The sequence below is a fragment of the Candidatus Ichthyocystis hellenicum genome (assembly GCF_001460935.1).
GTDB classification, from domain to species: domain Bacteria; phylum Pseudomonadota; class Gammaproteobacteria; order Burkholderiales; family 2013Ark19i; genus Ichthyocystis; species Ichthyocystis hellenicum.
Map to the genome: position 1 here is coordinate 80,924 of NZ_LN906597.1, position 18,133 is coordinate 99,056.

The window sequence follows — 18,133 nt, forward strand, 5'->3', positions numbered from 1 at the left end:
TATATAAAAAACGTCTTCCTCATGGTACGATTACATCCGCTGCTTTTATTGACTGAACTAACATGAAAATTATCCTTGCATCCCCTAGAGGATTTTGTGCAGGCGTTGAACGAGCTATAGCCATCGTCAACAACGCCATATCGTTACTGGGACCACCAGTATACGTAAGACATGAGGTAGTACATAACGGGCGCGTGGTCTGCGAACTGAAAAAGAAGGGAGTCATCTTTGTTGAAGAATTGGACGACGTTCCCGACGGCAGTGTATTAATTTTTTCTGCTCATGGAGTGTCTAGGTCTATAATAAATCAGGCAAGTAAAAAGAACTGCAGAGTATTCGACGCTACCTGTCCTCTGGTAACAAAAGTTCACGTAGAAGTCAAAAAACACTCAGAGAAAGGATTCCACATAATAATGATTGGCCACAACGGCCACCCTGAAGTAGAGGGAACGATGGGACAAGTAGAACATGGAAAAATATCGCTAATACAAACCATAGATGATATAGATAAGCTGAAGATAGAATCAGAAAAAATATTCTACGTGACCCAAACCACTCTCTCGGTTGATGATACCAAGCAAATCATAAAAGCACTACGAGAAAAGTACCCCCACATAATTGGACCCAAACGGGACGACATTTGCTATGCCACTCAGAACCGACAAGAATCCGTAAAAAAGCTAATCAAGCTAGTCGATTGCCTAATCGTCATCGGATCACCAAACAGCTCGAACTCAAGACAGCTTAAACACGTAGCACAAAACCACGGTTGTCTAACCTACATGATAGACTCCCACGAAGAACTGAACGCAAACCTACTAACTGAATGCAGCACCGTAGGAATAACTGCAGGAGCATCCGTACCAGAAGAACTTATAACGGAAGTACTACAAAAAATCAGATCAGTATTTCCACAAACTCAAGTAGAGACCATGGAGTCGGCGCCTGAAACCATCTCATTCCCCACTCCCAAAATGTCATAAAAAGAGCTCCGACTTAAATGAAGTACCCCCCGCAAACAATCCCTATTACCCAAGAACGCGATCTATCTCCTCAACACTCGGCGCACCAGACATACGCTGTCCAGTCATAATAAACATAGTTGGCGTACCAGTCACACTGTAGCGGTGACCAAGTTCAATATTCTGCTCCAAAGGAGTTTTACAAGAACCAGCATTACTCGGTGCCTTAGAGTTAACAATCCAATCATGCCAAGCCTTAGCACGATCAGGGGCACACCAAATCTTTGCCGCCATAGTAACAGAGCTTTGCTTCAAAACAGGGTAAAGAACCACGTTGATGGTAGCATTAGTTAGAGATGAAACTTCCTCTGTAAAAACACGACAATATTTGCAATATGGATCCTCAAAGACCAACAAATGCCTTGAGCCATTACCATTCACATAGGAAATAACGTTCTCAGGAGGAAAATTCTTAACAACATCAGCCATAATTAGCGACTTAACTTCATCTGTAAGATTGATACGATTTTTCTCATCTATAAGAATACCCCTAAAAACCAAACGCCTAGCAACATTAACGTAAACCAACTGATCACCAGAGGCCACAACAAACCAATTTGGATCAGGTGAAGGTAAAACTCTTTCTACAATCACCGATGGGAAAACACGTTTAACAATCTCAGTAGCTCTGCTTTTGGTATCTGCCCCCAATTCACTACTAATAGGAGATGATGTAGGTTTAACTGCAGCAACAGAACCTGCCGCATACAAAAACAAAATGAACACAAGCAGGCACCGCCTTACACCTATAATCATTACATATCCTTTTCATATCTATTTACTGAGCACAACGGGTCAACCAATTTTTCACAAATACTAGCCGATCTGTCATAGATAGTACACATGAGAACGCCGATAACGAAAAACGATTGGAAGAAGCATACCAAACAGACCGAGTTATAAGCGACCATTTCCTAACCTCTAACTCAGATTGACGAGCATAAGCCCTAAGAATTACTGGATCATAGAGAGGCCTAAATGAAGGTCGATTCTTCCACATCTCCGACAAACGTAACACACATCTAAATCCTGTGTTAAGTGCCTGTCCTGCTAAAGGATGAATAGAGCTCGCAGCATTACCGAGAAAAATAGACCTCTGTGATACCATTGGGGTCGTATATTCCTCTATATCGTAGCAACAAACATCCCCTGAAACAATCAGGGAGGAAGGATCAATGTTCAAAAAATGGCAGATATACTCTGACCAAGAAGGATTATCTTCCTGCCATATGAAATGATTAGCGGGCAATGACCAAACAACAGTAGCCTCTTCAGGAACAGCAGAGGGGAGAAAAGCAATAACTCCAAAATCGTCTCCAAACCATTGATTTGCAGTAAATAAATCCTGTCCTGCCCACTTTATAGAAAACACAGCCGTTTTTGCCGGTAGAAACTGATTGTTTCTCAAACAACACACACCCAAATATCTTCTTAACCAAGAGTAGGAACCATCCGCAGCCAAAGAAACATCGGCCTCAGCAGATAAACCGTAATCATCAACCAACTTAATGCTTTCGCGCGAGATAAAACAACGTGATGGTGAAAAAACACTCTGGGCTATTCTGTCGCTTGTTCTGACCTTGTTTAGTAAGGAAGTCCAAAGATCATCTGATTTAACTGTCCAAGCAAGGGGACGAAAACTACCATAATCCCCCCATGACAACGATGGAAAATTCTCAACTGTACCTACTCGCATAATCCTCACAGGAGATGCGGGAACATCCACTCCGTGCCTCAACAACGAAAGATAAACGCTATCAGTTAATGAGAAAACATTACTCGGACCACTAAAAGACATATCCTTCAAAGGATTTTTATCAACTATGGTAACCGATAGTCCTTGTTGGGACAAAACTACACTGGCCCAGAGACCGACAAATCCAGTGCCAATAATTATAACATCACTTTTTTTAGACATATTGCATGATACCTTGAAAAAATCAGTACTAGCTATATAGTATGGCAAGTGCAGCCGGAACAGCGGCTATCATTTTCCTACTAGGGAAGGAGAGTTTACCATGTGGCTTTTATACCTGGAGGGCGTTGGCGCCTGTTTGTTCATAGCGGCACTTGTTTGGTATACCTTGAGGAATAATCCAGAAGATAAAGACTAGATCAGTCTAGCATAGTCCATGGATAAAAAAATAAAACGGGAAAGCACTGCCAGAGGGAAGATTCCAACTGGAACTGTCTGTGTCTCTGCCGGCATAGTGGAAAGGGATGATGGCAGTTACCTGGTGACTCGCAGATCACAGTATCAATCTCATCCCGGTTTTTGGGAGTTTCCTGGTGGCAAACAAGAACCTCAGGAAAGTTATCTAGATGCGCTAGTTAGGGAGCTACGAGAAGAGATCGGTATAATTGTCAAAATAGCCTACCCGTTAATAACGAAACAACTATACCGCAACGAAATAGAGATGATGATCAGGTTCTGGCGAGTCACTGACTGGGAGAATGAGCCTCGTGGACTCGAAAACCAGGAATTGTTTTGGCAGTGTCGTACGGAACCCATTAAGGTTGGCCCATTGCTAGAAGCCAACAAGTCCATAGTAGCCGTACTATCTCGGCCACACGTAACTGTTATCCTCGATGAGGATGATGAAATAGGACACATCCAACAAGCACTATCAGCAGTGAGAATACCGCACCAGGTGTTGGTAACTAAAAAAACATCGCACAAAATAGAAGAATTACGCAGTAAGTTGAATTGCTTGGTAATAAGTGACACACAAAATGACACGGAAAAAAGCAACTACCACACCACCTACCACTGGCTAGATCCCAACACAGACATCACTATCATACCTAACATTTACAAAGTATGGCCAGAAAGTCCCAACCACGATCGCTGTTTTCTTTTTACAACAAGAACCACAAAAACACTAACCATACCCTTTGCATACTACTTGCCATCACCATCGCTAAGTACGAATGAACTAGAAAAAGCGTGGAAAATGGGAGCTTGGGGAATATATATCCCTATTTCTCAAATACCAATCAATCACAATCTACCGTAGGCACAACATTATCTGTTTCACGAACGGGATCATCAGCATCCATGACATATGACTCAGTCATCCAATGTGCCCAATCCTTTTTTCTGCAATCTTCCGAACAAAAAGGACGACACTCATTTCTGACATCGTATATAACCTTTTTCCTACAAATAGGACAAGATACCCAAATCTCACCCATCACTTCCTCTCCCATTCACTAGCTGCAATACAATATCTCCGATGATAGTGTTTCACGAGACTCTCCAAAGATTCGAGTTCACCATTGTTTTCGATCAGGTCATCACATTTATGATGCCATACCAATTTCTCTTGTATTTTCAAAATTGCACCTATCTCTCCCGATGACAATCCACGAGCACGCAAACGCTCGCGCTGCAGTAAAGGATCGCACCTAATAACTAAAATTCTCTGTACCGATATTGCCCAAAACGACTCCTCCAGCAAAACAGGAACAACAACCAAAGCGTAGGGAAACCCAGATAAATTACGAAATCTTTCCTGTGCCTTATCCATAATCAGGGGATGCAATAATCTCTCTAATCGCAAACGGGCTTCATCGTCGAAAAAAACAGCTGAACGCATCCTAGCACGATCCATGGAACCCATATCATCAATAAAGATGTCACCAAAACACGTTCTAATCAAAGGAATAGCTTCACCACCAGAGGCGGTTAGAGATCTTGATATTTCATCGCAATCTATAACAGCAGCACCTTGTTGTGAGAAAAAACGGGATGCCGCAGATTTACCAGAAGCAATGCCACCGGTTAAGGTAACGCAAAACATTAAATAATTATCCCGTCTTATGTTGCGTAATATAGACTAGCCCATCTAAAACCAATGTATCAATATAATGGGCTGGAATAGAGAAACTTTTGTTCCACAAACGGTACAGAAATTCCCCACTACCACCGGAAATTATAATCCTGGGTGTCATCTTAAACTTGTTGCTGGCCCTCTCTACCATACGCTGTGCCCATCCAATAGCCAAATCACAAGAACCTAACTTAACGGCAGTAGTTGTATCCTGAGGAAAATCATTCAACATATGTGGCAACTCAGAGAAATCAATATCTTCCAACGTAAGAGTAGTGCCCTCCAATAAGCTTTTCTCTAGCCAATAAAATCCGGGAGCAATAGTACCACCCCAATACAGGGAATCACCAACAACATCAGCAGTCAACGCCGTTCCACAATTAAGCACCACAACAAATTCTGCTGGAAATAAGGTGTACGCAGCCACAGCACTAGCCCAACGATCGGAACCTAGCTGACGGGGATTTTTATATAAACTCCTCAGTCCACGGTAGTCTGAAGCAGAAATGATATGATTAACAGGAAGCCCCCAATATTCTTCAAAAAGTGGAACCACAACATCCAAATTCATGCTTGAAACATTAGAAATAGAAACATAATCTGGTCTATATCGTAATGAAACTTTTTCCCAGCTAGATAGTAATTCAGATGATTTTCTTGTAGGAATAGATTCAGTTACGCGCCAACATCGCTGACCATCTTCATAAACAGAACAAATACCCCATTTCGTCAAAAAATTTCCCATATCAACAACTAAGTAATCCATTATCACTACTTCTCCGACAAAGAGATACATCTCCAGAAAAAAATCTACTTACCGCATTTCCCGTACAATAAACAACAATGTATCGTTACTTACTATAAATATTGGTAAAGCAACTACGGTAATAACTTCGCAATAAGTATGCACAATTTGATAGGAATTTTTAAAAATATGGTAGTGTACCAATGATGATTTAAAGCACTGGAATCCGTACTTACGGAAAAAACTTAAATAAGCTAGTAATTTGTCAGTTATGTCAATAGCAATAAGATATTTATACTGCTTAAATCTTAATCTCTTATTTCCTGAATCAACATTTAGTAAAACAGATGGGCTTAATCCAATTTTGGCAGTATCACAACTTTTAATAACCTCTACCAAAATCTTAGACGCCTTTTTCCTGGTTGATAAAAACAGCAAGTCATTTAACCATTCTAAAATAACCTGAGTATGCAAAGCATGCCTTGCCTCCAACGAAACCAAAGAAATCATAAGCGAAAAACCATTATGATACTTTCCATAACTAGTGCAGCAACAACCAACATACTAACCTTTGACCAATTGGGTATAGCAAATGGCAACCACTAAATTCAATCTCGTTAAACTATTACTCAGCACAAAAAACAATAAGCAATTCATTTTGCTCATGGGAAAAAGTCTAAATCTTAAACACAAGACACAATATTATCCAGCGTAACTGTATCACCACAAAAACCAACAACCTTACCCGAGGCCGCACAACGTTCAGAAATAAATCTGAGAAAAACACTAATCCTATGACAAATGAGATTAGTGTCCATCAACCCGTAGTAAATAATAAAAGTAAGAAAACAAAGAAAAATCAACAAAAGAAATAAGCCTAACATTACACCACAGCAGCCACCAATCAGGTAGGCAGGAAAAATTCCTATCAACCCAAGCCCTCAACCAATAGACATTTCTTCACCAAATAAGCATCATAATTACGGCACCAAGACGGACCAACATCATAGCAATATCGGGGATATAATCATCTATCAACTCAAAATATCCCGGTAAACGGTGTAATACAATACCTCAATTACTTTAAGCTCTCTAAAAATACATTTGCAGCACTACAATACTTAGTTAAGCCGTAAGGACCCAAAAAACGAACTAGAATTACCAACATCAGAATAAACGCTGTATTTAGCAAACTACACAATGGCATATAGGCATCTTAAACCTATTAGCATACCTAAGCATAGGACAACACAACAAAAACTAAACTCAAGTAACTGATGAATATGGCAGATTTTGCCAATCACAACAAGAAAGCGCTAACGTTATCCACGAATAAACATACAATAATCAACTTCTGATCAGTTTTAGCAAAGCGGAGACTATACCTTGGCTAAACAAGGCCTTCAACCCCAAAAAATGTAATTTTTGTGTTAAAACACTAAAAATAAGAGTACTACCATTGGGAAAATAACGACATTCTTCGATCAGAGCACCCAAATACGGCCTTAAACACTAGACCCAGGATGAGATAACTTTATTAATAAATTTCGTTACGGAACAACATCCCTAAACATGGGTAAAAATAGAATAAATACCTAATTTCAGAGAAAAATTTATCACATCAACAACCAGTAAATCCCTTGTTACTACCTCTCCGACAAATAAATACATCTCCGGAAAAGAACTTACTTACCTCATTCTCAGCTCCATGTAATAACAAAGCACCGCTACTATGAATACCTGCACACCAACCATAGCAATATTCTCGAGAAGTACGTATGGCCAAATAGGAATTTTTAAAAATGTGGTGACGTATCCATGAGGATTTAAAATAGCGGAATCCATACTCATGGAAAATACTTAAATAGGCTCGTAATTTATTAATTATAGCAATAGCAATACGTTCTCTATGCTGCTGAAATTGTGAGCTCTGATTTCCAGAATCAATACCCAGCAAAACTGAAAGGTTTATTCCAATTCCTGCAACAACGCGATTTTTGATCTTCTCTACCAAAATTCCAGAGACCTTCTGCATCGTTGATGAAATCAACAAATCATTTGGCCATTTTAGAACAACCTGAGTGTGCCCAAAAGCATGCATTACCTCCAAAACAACCAAAGAAATCATGAGCGAAATACCATCATGGGACTTATCAGAATAAGTACAGTACCAACCAACAGAAAAAGTCAATCCTTGACCAATCGGAGACACCCAAGAACGACCATTGCGACCACGACCATTAAATTGATACTCAGCCCAAAAAACAACGAACGGTTCTTTTTGATCATAAGAAAAAGCCACATCTTGAGTAGACGAGCAGGTAACACAGGAAACAACAGGAGAAGAAACTACACTAGCTAACCTAGCGGTATCAACCCAAAAACAACCTATCCTGTCCAATGTTACGTGGTGATCGGAAGTAAATCTAAGAGGAAGACCTATCTCACGCCAACTGAGGATGACATCCTTCAAATCCGATAACAAACAACCAGCAACGCGAGAAAACGAAGAAAGATCAAGGGAAGAAACAGAATTAACAGTACGCCACAACAACCACGACCAGTTGGGCACGAAAAAATCTTTATAAATCAAGATCCTCACCCAAAAGACATTTCATAACCAAAGCGTCCTCATAATTGCGAGGTCCTGATGGAGTAATATTGTAGTAATACCGGTAACGACGCCCCACCAGCTCAAATCCAGCCCACCGATAAAGTGAGAACGCATTGGTATTACTTATGCGAACTTCCAACATCACCTTGTAACACCCACAAGCCTTAGCTTGTGTCAAAAGTGCCAATAACAGCAGGATACCCAAACCAGAACGCCTAGCTGTAGGAGAAACAGCTATGTTTAACACATCCATATAGTCCACATTAACAGATGCAAGGGTATATCCCAAAATTTCACCATCCAAATCTATTAGTACACCCCAAACACCAGATCGCAATAAATCCTCAAACTGGGTTAGAGTACACGGATGCGGATGACAAACTTGGTCAATCTCAACAAGACGCGGCAAATCTTCCCGACGAATAAACCGGAGCACAAATCATCTCCTGATCAGTTTCACCAAAGTGGAGACTATACCTTGGCTGAATACAGCCTTCAACCAAAAAAAACATGTCTTTGGGGGTCTAAAAACTAAGAACAAAAAACAAAAATACCATTACTATATTTTTATATTAAGAAAAAACATTACCTGGTACTGCATTCTAATTCCCCAAAAACTAACAAAGCAAAGGCGCCACAAAGCGCCTTTGCCAAGTAAGGACCGGAGAAACGCCGTCTCCTATGGGAACGCAGGAGCGGTTGCAACGTTAGTACAAGAACGAGGCAAAACAGTCTCTTCGATATCAGCAACACAAGTCCAAGAGAACATTCCACCAGCAGTCTGGTCACCAGTTAGCTGAAGAACTTTATCAACAACTTTCGAACTCACACCACTAGACTTAAACTTAGCAACTATGATGCAAGAAGAAGTCGTAGCACCAGCTTTCAAAGAGTACCCAGCCAAAACCTTAGAGGCAGTCCAAGCACTATTATCTTCAACAGGACAAGCTCCCCTGGTAGAAATTTCTTCAACAACCCGCTGACGAAACACAGCCAACTCGGCCAAAGCAGCGCCAACATTTGCCTTAGCGGTGTAGTTTTGGTAGGCAGGAAGAGCAATAGCCGCCAAAATACCGATAATAGCAACAACTATCAACAACTCAATCAAGGTGAAACCTTTTCTTATTATCATTCCCATAGTCTGCCTCTTCTCTTTCGCGATAATATCAAGTCCCTAGTAAATAAAAAAACACACAAAACGTGATAGAAACGGTGCCGATTCTATCAAAAACTTACACATTACGAGTTATTACCCTCACATAGAACATGGGAAACACAACGCCATAAACCACCGGTAACACCTATCGTCAGTATCGAAAAATTTGCCGAAAGCACCAGCGAAAAACAAAGGCGACGTAAGTTCTATATTGATGACCACTACTAACACATAATGTAACAGCCAAACAAAAACCAATAACAATAGCTACTAAGTAATCATGGAAATGCTATCAGTGGAACTCTACCACATTCCACCGGCAAAAATAATCCATCAAAGGTAGTATTACAAGACCAAGTAAGCAAACCACCGGATGTTTGGGCACCTGACAACTCTATAAAATGACTGCGCAATAGCTTATGAGACAGAGACCCGAACCGAGCACGAATAAGACATCCATGAGAAAACCCAACTGGAGCAACAACAAGAGAATAAGCTGAAATCAAACGAGAGCCTGGAAACGAGTTTCCAATTTCATCAGGACAACTAGCATGATTGGAAACAAACTTCGAAGTCTTAGCTTTTAGAAAGGATAATTCGTTAATAGCGCTTTGAAAATCCCGGATTACAAGGTGCCGCTGATAAATTGGTGAAAAAATAAACCAACACCCTAGGATTATAACAATAACAGCCACAACCTCAACCTTAGAAATTCCCCATGTCAATTTTAGGCCCGATATCATCCCGAAAGCTCATCATATCTGATTCTTAGGAATAAAAATCTATCACATAGATAAAAATCAATTTACAATGCCCTTCATTGTCAGTTGGTTGTCTCTGTTTTACAACTTTCTAGGGACAAATAACACCACCCCCCAAGCAAATAGCACCATCGTATAACACCAGCGATTGCCCAGGTGCCACTGCACGTTGAGGAGCAACAAAAGCAACGCTACCGGTCCCGGATTTGTCACTACCATGATAAGTACACAATTGGTCAGGCTGGTGATACCTAATCTGCGATGAATAGCGACTGGGAAGGTTACTTGGCTCATCATTTATCCATGATAGGTCGACCAAATTCACCGATTCTCGGTACAAAGACGGGTGATGCTCACCCATACAAACAATCAAAGCATTGCGCTCTATATCTTTAGAAACAACATACCAAGCCTGGCTAGTATCGCATCCACGAACCCCACCGATTCCTAGTCCACGACGTTGGCCAATGGTATGAAACATAAGACCTTGATGTTGACCAAGGTACCGTCCATCCAAAGTATATATTGGCCCAGGCTGTGCTGGGATAAAATTCATCAAAAATTCACGAAATGGTCTCTCGCCAATAAAACAAATTCCAGTTGAATCTGGCTTGCCTGCATTTGGCAATCCAATCTTGAAGGCCAGCTTTCTAACAGTTGATTTATAAATGTCTCCAAGAGGAAAAAGAGCATGCTTAAGTTGATGCTGGTTAAGTCGGTAGAGAAAATAGCTCTGGTCTTTGGTAGAATCTATTCCCTTCAGTAGTCGACAAACACCACCCCCACCACACTCAATTCGAGCATAATGTCCAGTAGCAATACCATCTGCTCCCTGAGATAAAGCGTAGTTCAAAAAAGAATCAAACTTTATGTAAGAATTGCATAAAACATCAGGATTAGGGGTCCTACCTTTCCTATACTCATCAAGAAAATATGAAAATACACGTTCGTAGTACTGCTCAGAAAAATCCAACACCTCGAGCGAAATTGACAAATGCTCACACACGGCAATAGCATCATTCAAATCAGCATCCTGAGTACAATAAGACCCCCCACTACCAGATGGGAAAAAATCTTCTCGCCAATTCTTCATAAAAACAGCATGAACATCGTAGTTCTTGTTCTGCAACAACCAAGCCGAAAGCGCAGAGTCAACTCCACCGGAAATACCAACAAAAACCCTTTTCTTAGACACTACCGGTCCCCCAAAAACTACTACCACACGGCGATAATATCATCTTCAGCTCTAGAAAATAAAAAAGTAAAATGTTAGTATCCGGGTCAAATAAAGGAATGCACCATGTCTTCTCCAAAGCAACATCCAATTGAAGTACTATCATCCGATTTACCTCTACACTGCCCTCAGTCACAGGAGGTGTGGAATTTACATCCGCGGGTATTCCTGGATTTAGAAAAAACAGGCCAAGCAATCTGTCCCTACTGCGGACAAAGCTACATTTTGAACTCAACCACTAATGACACGGATTAGTAGAAACCAAGCACCCGTATGAAACTGAGATACGTTCATCAAACACAAAACATGAACCTTCGAAAAATCCTTGGCTAAAAACCTCCAAGTATCTGAGAATGCCGCCCTCTAGCTGATAGGCGGGTATACCCTCAGTTTGAAACCAATAGGAAGATTTTTCGCAACGAATACCTCCTGTACAAAAGGTCACAATAGTACTGTCTTTGTTTACCCAATCGTGTGCCATTTTGAGGTGAAATTCACTGAATGACCGCGTAGGAACGTTAATTGACCCACGAAAAGTGCCCATTTTATGCTCAAATTCATTGCGCACATCTACCAAACACAACCTACATCCACTATCATCACATCCATTACTCAACCATCTATGAAAATCCTCCACGGACAAATAAGAAAGTGGCTGGTAACTGGCATCAGAACATCTGTATGAAACAACCTCTGGTTTAATTTTGACCAAAAATTTTCGGAAACCAATTATATCAGCATAACTTTTGCGAAGTGCACAAGACAAATTAGCTCTTTTGAATAAAGCAGATAAATATTTTTCCAAAATCTCAACTGGGCCACACAAAGAGAAGTTAATTCCCTCACTGGCCAAAATAATGGTACCTTTTAAGTCATCACTAGCATTACATAAGCACCAATCACGCAACTCTTCTGTATTTTCCACAAACAAAAACTGATACCCAGATACATATAACACTGAGAGCTTACCCATCAAACCTCCATTACAAACGCGCAATAATATACTATAAAAACAAATATTTTAAACTACTGCTTCCTGACAAAATACACATATTATTATATACACCAATAGTACATCGAGAAATTATCAAAGTGAAGATAGAAAATTAAAAATAGCTTAAATATTTTTCAAGTACTTACACCAATAACCATCCTGACCATTGAGTTAAAAACTATAATTACTAAACTATAAACGTACAAAATCAAATAATATCCAAATTTATCAATCAATATTAAAAAAAACACGTCCAACTAGATTTTACAGATTACAACTAATGTCTGATCTTGAAAAATCGTACAATAATTAACTTAGAAATAAAAAACAAATCTAGTAATAACCTGCATAGTAAATACATACACTAATAACTAACTGAAAATAACACTCAGTATAAATAATTTGGTCTCAGTTTATTACTTATAAATCCAGACCATCTCATAACTTTGTGCTTTCCTCATTGGAGGATATACCTATTAATTACAAATTTTAGCACTTCCATACCAAATATTTTCACTTAATTATTAATTTAATTGTTCTGAATAAGAACTCTCACGAATTTATATTTTATTTTCATTCTATAGAATGTATAAGTATGGCAAGGATAAATATAAATAGGAAAACATTCCTGAAAAAATCTTGCCATTTTTTATTTTTATGAACTACAACTATTCCGATTATATTCATTACTAAGGAATAATTAAAATGATACCCGGAAATATAGTAGTCAGCAGCGGAGAATCACTAAGTAATGAAGAAGAAAACCCTTGCTGCAGTATAAATCCTAATATAGTAGAATGTGAATCAACTCCATCATATACTACATGCATTAATAAACTGTCCACAATCGTGGAAAGAATGACGGCACGTGAATGGTTAGAAACCAAATTATCAGAAATTAGCTCTTCATGGGGAAAATTGTCATCATTATTATCAACTGGTTATGAAAAAAGTAACGATATTGTGCAAGCTATTGAAGGAATGTGCCACCAATTATCATGCACATCAAATGATGGAGATAGCATAATATTTAAAACAAGCGCAATATCAGACGAAGAAATTATGTTATGTTGGGCAGACCAAGTAATAAAAGAAAATGAACCTAATGAGTTAGGATTATTCCAGGCAGACATTCTATTCACCCTAGAAAAAATATCGTTTCTCCTCCATGATCCCATAAGCGATGAAGTATCATCTTTAATACAAACATTACTATCTATTTTATTTAAATATAAGGATAAAACATGTAGCTGTAGTTCACTAGAAAAAATACTAGAAACATTGGTTGATAAAGAACTATTTAAGTCAGAAGTACTACTATCATGTCATCCAGATAATGGTAAAATTATAAAAGAAATAGTTAGTTGTTTTGTTTGTAAGTACCAAATTTCATATATATGCGAAAAAACAGATATTTCTAATCCCGAGTTAGTAATTGATTCTATTGCGGAATCAATTGGATTTACTAATTACTCCAATATTTTTGTTGATAATTTAGGAAAAACAAGTAGAAATTTACCGCTTTTATCAAAATATGATAGATTTTCTAATTTAAATTTACTTAAAATTATTAAACTAATATCATGCTCAGTAATTACGGATGACATTCTTAATTTTTTTCTATATTACCTAGAATATCAAGAACATAGTTATGATCTTTTGTCCATAAAAGAAATTAAATATTTGTTATGTGAAATACCATCAACCACAGATTATTTAGGAAAAATAATTAAAGAAAACGCATTAAAAAACCAAGAAAAATCTTTGCACTTAAATGAGATTTTTGCAAAAAAAATAATTTTATCAATTACAAAGAATTCACCAGTTATAGACAGTTCAGGAAATACTAATGCCAAATTGGATAAAAAATCAATAACATTATTATCAATGGCGAAAGAATTTTTTTCTATCAACCCCACTGTAGAAGAGAAATTACAAGTTTTTTTAGAATCAAAACTAAAAAGCATTTATTGGGATACTAGATATACATCTATATCTGTACTCGAATCATCAATTAGTGTATTTAGCTATTTTGACCTAGCTCAATATTCATCGATACGAACGGAATTTTTAAAAAAAGTTGATTTAAAAATTAATGAGCTAGCAAAAATTATTGTTAAGGGACTAGAAGAGCTTGTAGAATTGGGAGAAGCCTCAAAAAAAGACAGCATAACTAGTATAATAAAGCTGCTTTCGATATTAAAAACATTAAGGGTAGAACTAATACATCTACCTACAGGAATAACTTCTGAGCCAGCTGTAATTCAAAAAGCGATTTATATGATTTCATCCGAAAAAAGGATAAGTTTAATAACAAAAATTCTTTCTAGTGATAATATTTTAGCTACTGAAAAAATTCTAGAAAAAATGGCCAAAAAAACATCTTCATCAGCACCGATGGAAGTTTTAGAATCACTTTCGGCTTTGAAAAGATTATCATTTAGAATGACTAAATCAGAACACAAACTAACGAGATCTGTATCATATGTAAGTAAAGACAAGAAAAGTAAAATTGAAACTTTAATTACCCAATTAATGGGATTCAATTATCATCCTGAATTTAAATACTATTACCAAACGTGTGGGGAATTACCTATAGATTACTTAGAACATATAAAAACTCTTTCTATACCGGCAACTAGATCAGATATGGGACAATCATTCACTGTTGAATCTCAAACATTTTCATTTTCAGAAACTTTATATAAAGATCTTAATAGATGTAGTTACTTGATAGGAGGAATAAAGGTATCAACCTCTTGTGAAGATAAATCACTCACACAAATATCTGATGATCTAATGATTAATTTTATTTCTATGGCTGCTGATATAGGACTCTCAAATGATATTATCGAACAATCTGGAGCCGTTATGAATCAGAGTATTGCTGCTATTATGTTAGATGCTGGATATCGCGCATCAAACCACATGTTCCCTCCGGGTTCAGGAATAGGACTAGCTCCAACATTAAGCGGAAACACTGAATTCACACTGGACAGATTAACTTCTGGAAATGCTACTATCACTTGCTGTGTTTCAGCAACTGCAAAAGCGATAGTTGCACAAGAACCAGGAAAAAATATAGACATTGAAAAAGACACGAAAGCTCATCGTCTTAACTCTGCTACCATCATTCCATCAGATGACGAGACTATAACCTGCCTTGAAGGAATAAAATTATCATCTTCAATATGTTTAGAAATATCACCAGATGGCAACATAAAAGTTACTAAGTTCTCCTACGAAGCTGATGGACTATCACCAGAAAAAATATCAACAATTTGCAAATGTCCTGATCTTGCCGATTACTTGCCTAAAAATATATCAAATGCTCAATAAGATACAGTAGTACATTTAGTTTATCTCATACCTTTTAAATACCACCGGTAAATACATCTTCTAACATTTTTAATATATGATTGCCTGCATAACACTCAATATTTTTCATTATTAATAAGTACAATTAGTTTTTCTTTCATAATTTATATTATTTAGTATATATTGCATAGATAAATAATTTTATTGAACTAATACACATAAAATTCATCCAACTGCCCGCACAGATGGAAATTATAGTAAATAATAAAATTTGCTTTACTGCTACAAGTAATTTTCTGGTGTCTATTTTTTGGCAATCACTATAAGTTCACGACTACTTTTATAAGAGGATAAGATGAACAGGATAAACCCTAATAAATCGGGTAGCCCAGGAAGCAGTCAAGGGGTGTCTGGTGCTGAAGGAAGCAATTCCAATGTTGAAGAAAAAAGTAAAGTTAGTGTTTCCAATGCCCCTACTACCGCCAAAGCAAGCTCCAGTTCACCACAACACCAAGCCGAAGAAACATCATCAACGTCACTGGATAAACTAGACCTACCAAAAGGAAATGAGGGTGCTAGAAGCAGATCATCTAGCTCCTCTTCTTCTGGTTCTAGCCATGGTAGTGAATCATCCCTATCTTCTCATGTTAGTGGTTCAGATGAATCTTCTTCCTATTCTGATTCTTCTAGCTCTTATTCTGATTCTTCTAGCTCTTCTTCATCTTCTAGCGGCATTAGACCAATTAAATCTAAAGTTTACAAAAAAGCATTGCTAGATGCCAATAAAAAATTATTAGCCTATGAATCGAAAATGCGAGAAGAATTAGAATCTTCTCGAAGCAGTAACCCAACTAAATCCCAAATTTATCAAAAAGAATTATTGGCTGCTAAAAAAAGAGCATTATCCCATGAGGTACAAAGCGCTCTCATGAGCGAAGACTCAAATTTTGAATCCTCTAGATCTGACTCCGACCTATTATTTGGTCATCCAGGATTGGGAGGTAAAAAGGAGATGGCAGAACTTTCTCTTCAGATTGCTGCTGCCAAACTAAAAGAAAAAATTAAAAAGTCGGATCGTACTAAAAAACAAATAAAACACGTGGAAATATCAGAACCAAAGCTAATTAGTGCTACAGGATTAGATGTAAATTTGAAATCGGTAGAGCTAGAATCAAAACCAGAACCCATAGATACAGATTTGGAGCCAAAATTAGAAAAGGCAAAATCACCTCAAACCCCACTACCCAAGTCATTTTTTGACAAAAGTGGAAAACTTAATATTACGCGTGAAAACAAAGATGAGATTCTAAAAGAACTTCAACGTCGGTCTGAGCAAAAAATTGAGATGGAAAAAGAAAAAAGGGATAAGGATCCAGAAAGATACTTCCAAGCAAGATTTGCTTCGATTAGAGGTCCACTTATTCCTTCTCATGAAAAAAGCATGGAAATGGGTAAAAAGATAAGAGCAGAAGGTGCACTTCTTCCTTCTCATGAAAAAAGCATAGCAATGGGTAAAAAGATAAGAGCAGAAAGAGGTGCACTTCTTCCTCCAACTAAAAAACAACAACGTTATCTAGGAACACCTCCTCCTCTTCCAGTTAGGATTCAAGCCGAAGACTTCAAAGGTGCAGCAACAGCTGATGGAGCAAGATCAAAAACACCACCTCCAACTCCGCCTAAGCCTACCGAAGGTATCAAAAAAGGTGAAGCTGATGGAGCAAGGTCAAAAACACCTCCTCCAACTCCGCCTAAGCCGACTGAAGGCATCAAAAGAACTACGGAGTTGTAGTATCACCTACTCTAGATCCAATTATGAAACGTATAAGGATAGTAGTACGTAGTATTTAAATACTACGTACTACTAATAATCTCTCAAATTATGATGATCACTCACACCCAATATAATATTTTCAACTGCAATATTAAAAATATCTTAGCAGAATAATTTTGTCATTTTATATAAAAATACAGCATCTATCTAATACTTCAACAATATAATATATATTCTAATACAAAATAATGCGTAAATTATGATATTTATTGTTACTCTTCAGTGTGCTAACTATATTGTATAAAACAACATCTCTAATATAGTAGGTCATGCATAGTGTTTTTTAATTAATAAGAACAATTACTTTTTCCTAATAATTTTATATAGAGAAAATAATTTCATTACATTAACAAACTCAAACCTTATTAGAGCTCAAATCAGAAATTAAAATTATAACTTAATAAACTAGGAAACTTTTTAAGTTGCTATTCAGTCTAAGTCCCGGTGTTCGTTATGATTATTGTTAATCACTGGCATGATGGAACTGTTTTTAATAGGACAAAATAATATGAATTCGGTAAATCCTAGAAGCACAGGGGTAGGAAATGAAGGAGTATCAGGTGCCAACGGAGATAATTCTAATGTCGAAGAAAATTCTGGTGGTCGTAATATGTCCATTTCCGAC

At 37.7% G+C, this 18,133-nt stretch carries 18 protein-coding genes; 5 read left to right on the top strand and 13 right to left on the bottom strand.

Annotation, left to right across the window (positions count from 1 at the left end; all coding sequences use genetic code 11):
* Positions 1-62 precede the first annotated feature (62 nt).
* A complete protein-coding gene (ispH, locus tag Arg41_RS00395) occupies positions 63-983 on the top strand; it encodes a 4-hydroxy-3-methylbut-2-enyl diphosphate reductase (protein ID WP_092342490.1) in 921 nt (306 codons plus the stop codon).
* A gap of 45 nt (positions 984-1,028) precedes the next feature.
* On the opposite strand, the gene Arg41_RS00400 is transcribed toward ispH, so the two are convergent.
* The gene (locus tag Arg41_RS00400) at positions 1,029-1,748 is read right to left on the bottom strand and encodes a DsbC family protein (RefSeq protein ID WP_157722194.1); all 720 of its coding nucleotides are present in this window, start codon (positions 1,746-1,748) and stop codon (positions 1,029-1,031) included.
* A 52-nt stretch (positions 1,749-1,800) separates the two neighbouring features.
* Positions 1,801-2,940, bottom strand: coding sequence for an FAD-dependent monooxygenase (locus Arg41_RS00405; RefSeq protein WP_092342494.1), 1,140 nt, complete (start codon positions 2,938-2,940; stop codon positions 1,801-1,803).
* Between the two features lie 214 nt (positions 2,941-3,154).
* Between Arg41_RS00405 and Arg41_RS00410 the strand changes: the two genes are divergently transcribed.
* Positions 3,155-4,039 (top strand): NUDIX domain-containing protein, encoded by an 885-nt coding sequence (locus tag Arg41_RS00410; RefSeq protein WP_092342496.1) that lies wholly within the window; start codon positions 3,155-3,157, stop codon positions 4,037-4,039.
* Here the strand turns inward: Arg41_RS00410 and Arg41_RS00415 are convergent.
* The 10 genes from Arg41_RS00415 to mnmA form a co-directional block, all read right to left on the bottom strand.
* The gene (locus Arg41_RS00415; RefSeq protein ID WP_157722195.1) at positions 4,020-4,217 is read right to left on the bottom strand and encodes a DNA gyrase inhibitor YacG; all 198 of its coding nucleotides are present in this window, start codon (positions 4,215-4,217) and stop codon (positions 4,020-4,022) included. The two genes, Arg41_RS00410 and Arg41_RS00415, sit on opposite strands and share 20 nt — an antisense overlap.
* Complete coding sequence (gene coaE / locus Arg41_RS00420; protein WP_092342500.1) at positions 4,217-4,825, bottom strand: dephospho-CoA kinase; 609 nt, start codon at positions 4,823-4,825, stop codon at positions 4,217-4,219. Before coaE ends, Arg41_RS00415 begins: the two co-directional genes overlap by 1 nt.
* Positions 4,826-4,832: 7 nt before the next feature.
* Positions 4,833-5,651 carry a type III pantothenate kinase gene (locus Arg41_RS00425; protein ID WP_092342502.1) on the bottom strand — a complete coding sequence of 273 codons (819 nt, stop codon included), beginning with the start codon at positions 5,649-5,651 and terminating at the stop codon, positions 4,833-4,835.
* Between the two features lie 18 nt (positions 5,652-5,669).
* Positions 5,670-6,110 (bottom strand): hypothetical protein, encoded by a 441-nt coding sequence (locus Arg41_RS00430; protein ID WP_092342504.1) that lies wholly within the window; start codon positions 6,108-6,110, stop codon positions 5,670-5,672.
* 173 nt (positions 6,111-6,283) lie between these two features.
* Complete coding sequence (locus Arg41_RS00435; protein ID WP_092342506.1) at positions 6,284-6,532, bottom strand: hypothetical protein; 249 nt, start codon at positions 6,530-6,532, stop codon at positions 6,284-6,286.
* A 689-nt stretch (positions 6,533-7,221) separates the two neighbouring features.
* The gene (locus Arg41_RS00440) at positions 7,222-8,193 is read right to left on the bottom strand and encodes a biotin--[acetyl-CoA-carboxylase] ligase (protein ID WP_157722196.1); all 972 of its coding nucleotides are present in this window, start codon (positions 8,191-8,193) and stop codon (positions 7,222-7,224) included.
* Positions 8,183-8,650: a ribosomal protein S18-alanine N-acetyltransferase gene (rimI, locus tag Arg41_RS00445; RefSeq protein ID WP_092342510.1), complete on the bottom strand. Its 468-nt coding sequence runs from the start codon at positions 8,648-8,650 to the stop codon at positions 8,183-8,185. Before rimI ends, Arg41_RS00440 begins: the two co-directional genes overlap by 11 nt.
* 243 nt (positions 8,651-8,893) lie before the next feature.
* Positions 8,894-9,352 (bottom strand): pilin, encoded by a 459-nt coding sequence (locus Arg41_RS00450; protein WP_092342512.1) that lies wholly within the window; start codon positions 9,350-9,352, stop codon positions 8,894-8,896.
* A 296-nt stretch (positions 9,353-9,648) separates the two neighbouring features.
* Positions 9,649-10,113 (bottom strand): pilin, encoded by a 465-nt coding sequence (locus tag Arg41_RS00455; protein ID WP_092342514.1) that lies wholly within the window; start codon positions 10,111-10,113, stop codon positions 9,649-9,651.
* Positions 10,114-10,222: 109 nt separating this feature from the next.
* A complete protein-coding gene (gene mnmA / locus Arg41_RS00460) occupies positions 10,223-11,326 on the bottom strand; it encodes a tRNA 2-thiouridine(34) synthase MnmA (protein ID WP_092342516.1) in 1,104 nt (367 codons plus the stop codon).
* A gap of 105 nt (positions 11,327-11,431) precedes the next feature.
* Here mnmA and Arg41_RS00465 point away from each other — a divergent pair, with 105 nt between their 5' ends.
* Entirely contained in the window at positions 11,432-11,620 is a 189-nt protein-coding gene (locus Arg41_RS00465) for a zinc-finger domain-containing protein (protein WP_092342518.1), read from the top strand.
* Here Arg41_RS00465 and trhO read toward each other — a convergent pair.
* Positions 11,604-12,338, bottom strand: a complete 735-nt coding sequence (trhO, locus tag Arg41_RS00470) for an oxygen-dependent tRNA uridine(34) hydroxylase TrhO (protein WP_092342520.1) — start codon at positions 12,336-12,338, stop codon at positions 11,604-11,606. The genes Arg41_RS00465 and trhO overlap by 17 nt on opposite strands.
* Before the next feature lie 726 nt (positions 12,339-13,064).
* Here trhO and Arg41_RS00475 point away from each other — a divergent pair.
* Both Arg41_RS00475 and Arg41_RS00480 read left to right on the top strand, forming a co-directional pair.
* Entirely contained in the window at positions 13,065-15,698 is a 2,634-nt protein-coding gene (locus Arg41_RS00475; RefSeq protein WP_092342522.1) for a hypothetical protein, read from the top strand.
* A 334-nt stretch (positions 15,699-16,032) separates the two neighbouring features.
* Positions 16,033-17,466 (top strand): BAR domain-containing protein, encoded by a 1,434-nt coding sequence (locus Arg41_RS00480; RefSeq protein ID WP_092490401.1) that lies wholly within the window; start codon positions 16,033-16,035, stop codon positions 17,464-17,466.
* Positions 17,467-18,133: the final 667 nt, after the last annotated feature.

What these genes read in the sequence shown, in the direction of transcription:
- trhO (WP_092342520.1), bottom strand. Translation starts at nt 12,338, where the DNA reads ATGGGTAAGCTCTCAGTGTTATATGTATCTGGGTATCAGTTTTTGTTT.
- Arg41_RS00475 (WP_092342522.1), top strand. Translation starts at nt 13,065, where the DNA reads ATGATACCCGGAAATATAGTAGTCAGCAGCGGAGAATCACTAAGTAAT.
- Arg41_RS00415 (WP_157722195.1), bottom strand. Translation starts at nt 4,217, where the DNA reads ATGGGTGAGATTTGGGTATCTTGTCCTATTTGTAGGAAAAAGGTTATA.
- Arg41_RS00430 (WP_092342504.1), bottom strand. Translation starts at nt 6,110, where the DNA reads ATGATTTCTTTGGTTTCGTTGGAGGCAAGGCATGCTTTGCATACTCAG.
- Arg41_RS00450 (WP_092342512.1), bottom strand. Translation starts at nt 9,352, where the DNA reads ATGGGAATGATAATAAGAAAAGGTTTCACCTTGATTGAGTTGTTGATA.
- coaE (WP_092342500.1), bottom strand. Translation starts at nt 4,825, where the DNA reads ATGTTTTGCGTTACCTTAACCGGTGGCATTGCTTCTGGTAAATCTGCG.
- Arg41_RS00405 (WP_092342494.1), bottom strand. Translation starts at nt 2,940, where the DNA reads ATGTCTAAAAAAAGTGATGTTATAATTATTGGCACTGGATTTGTCGGT.
- Arg41_RS00455 (WP_092342514.1), bottom strand. Translation starts at nt 10,113, where the DNA reads ATGATATCGGGCCTAAAATTGACATGGGGAATTTCTAAGGTTGAGGTT.
- Arg41_RS00425 (WP_092342502.1), bottom strand. Translation starts at nt 5,651, where the DNA reads ATGTATCTCTTTGTCGGAGAAGTAGTGATAATGGATTACTTAGTTGTT.
- Arg41_RS00480 (WP_092490401.1), top strand. Translation starts at nt 16,033, where the DNA reads ATGAACAGGATAAACCCTAATAAATCGGGTAGCCCAGGAAGCAGTCAA.
- Arg41_RS00410 (WP_092342496.1), top strand. Translation starts at nt 3,155, where the DNA reads ATGGATAAAAAAATAAAACGGGAAAGCACTGCCAGAGGGAAGATTCCA.
- ispH (WP_092342490.1), top strand. Translation starts at nt 63, where the DNA reads ATGAAAATTATCCTTGCATCCCCTAGAGGATTTTGTGCAGGCGTTGAA.
- Arg41_RS00465 (WP_092342518.1), top strand. Translation starts at nt 11,432, where the DNA reads ATGTCTTCTCCAAAGCAACATCCAATTGAAGTACTATCATCCGATTTA.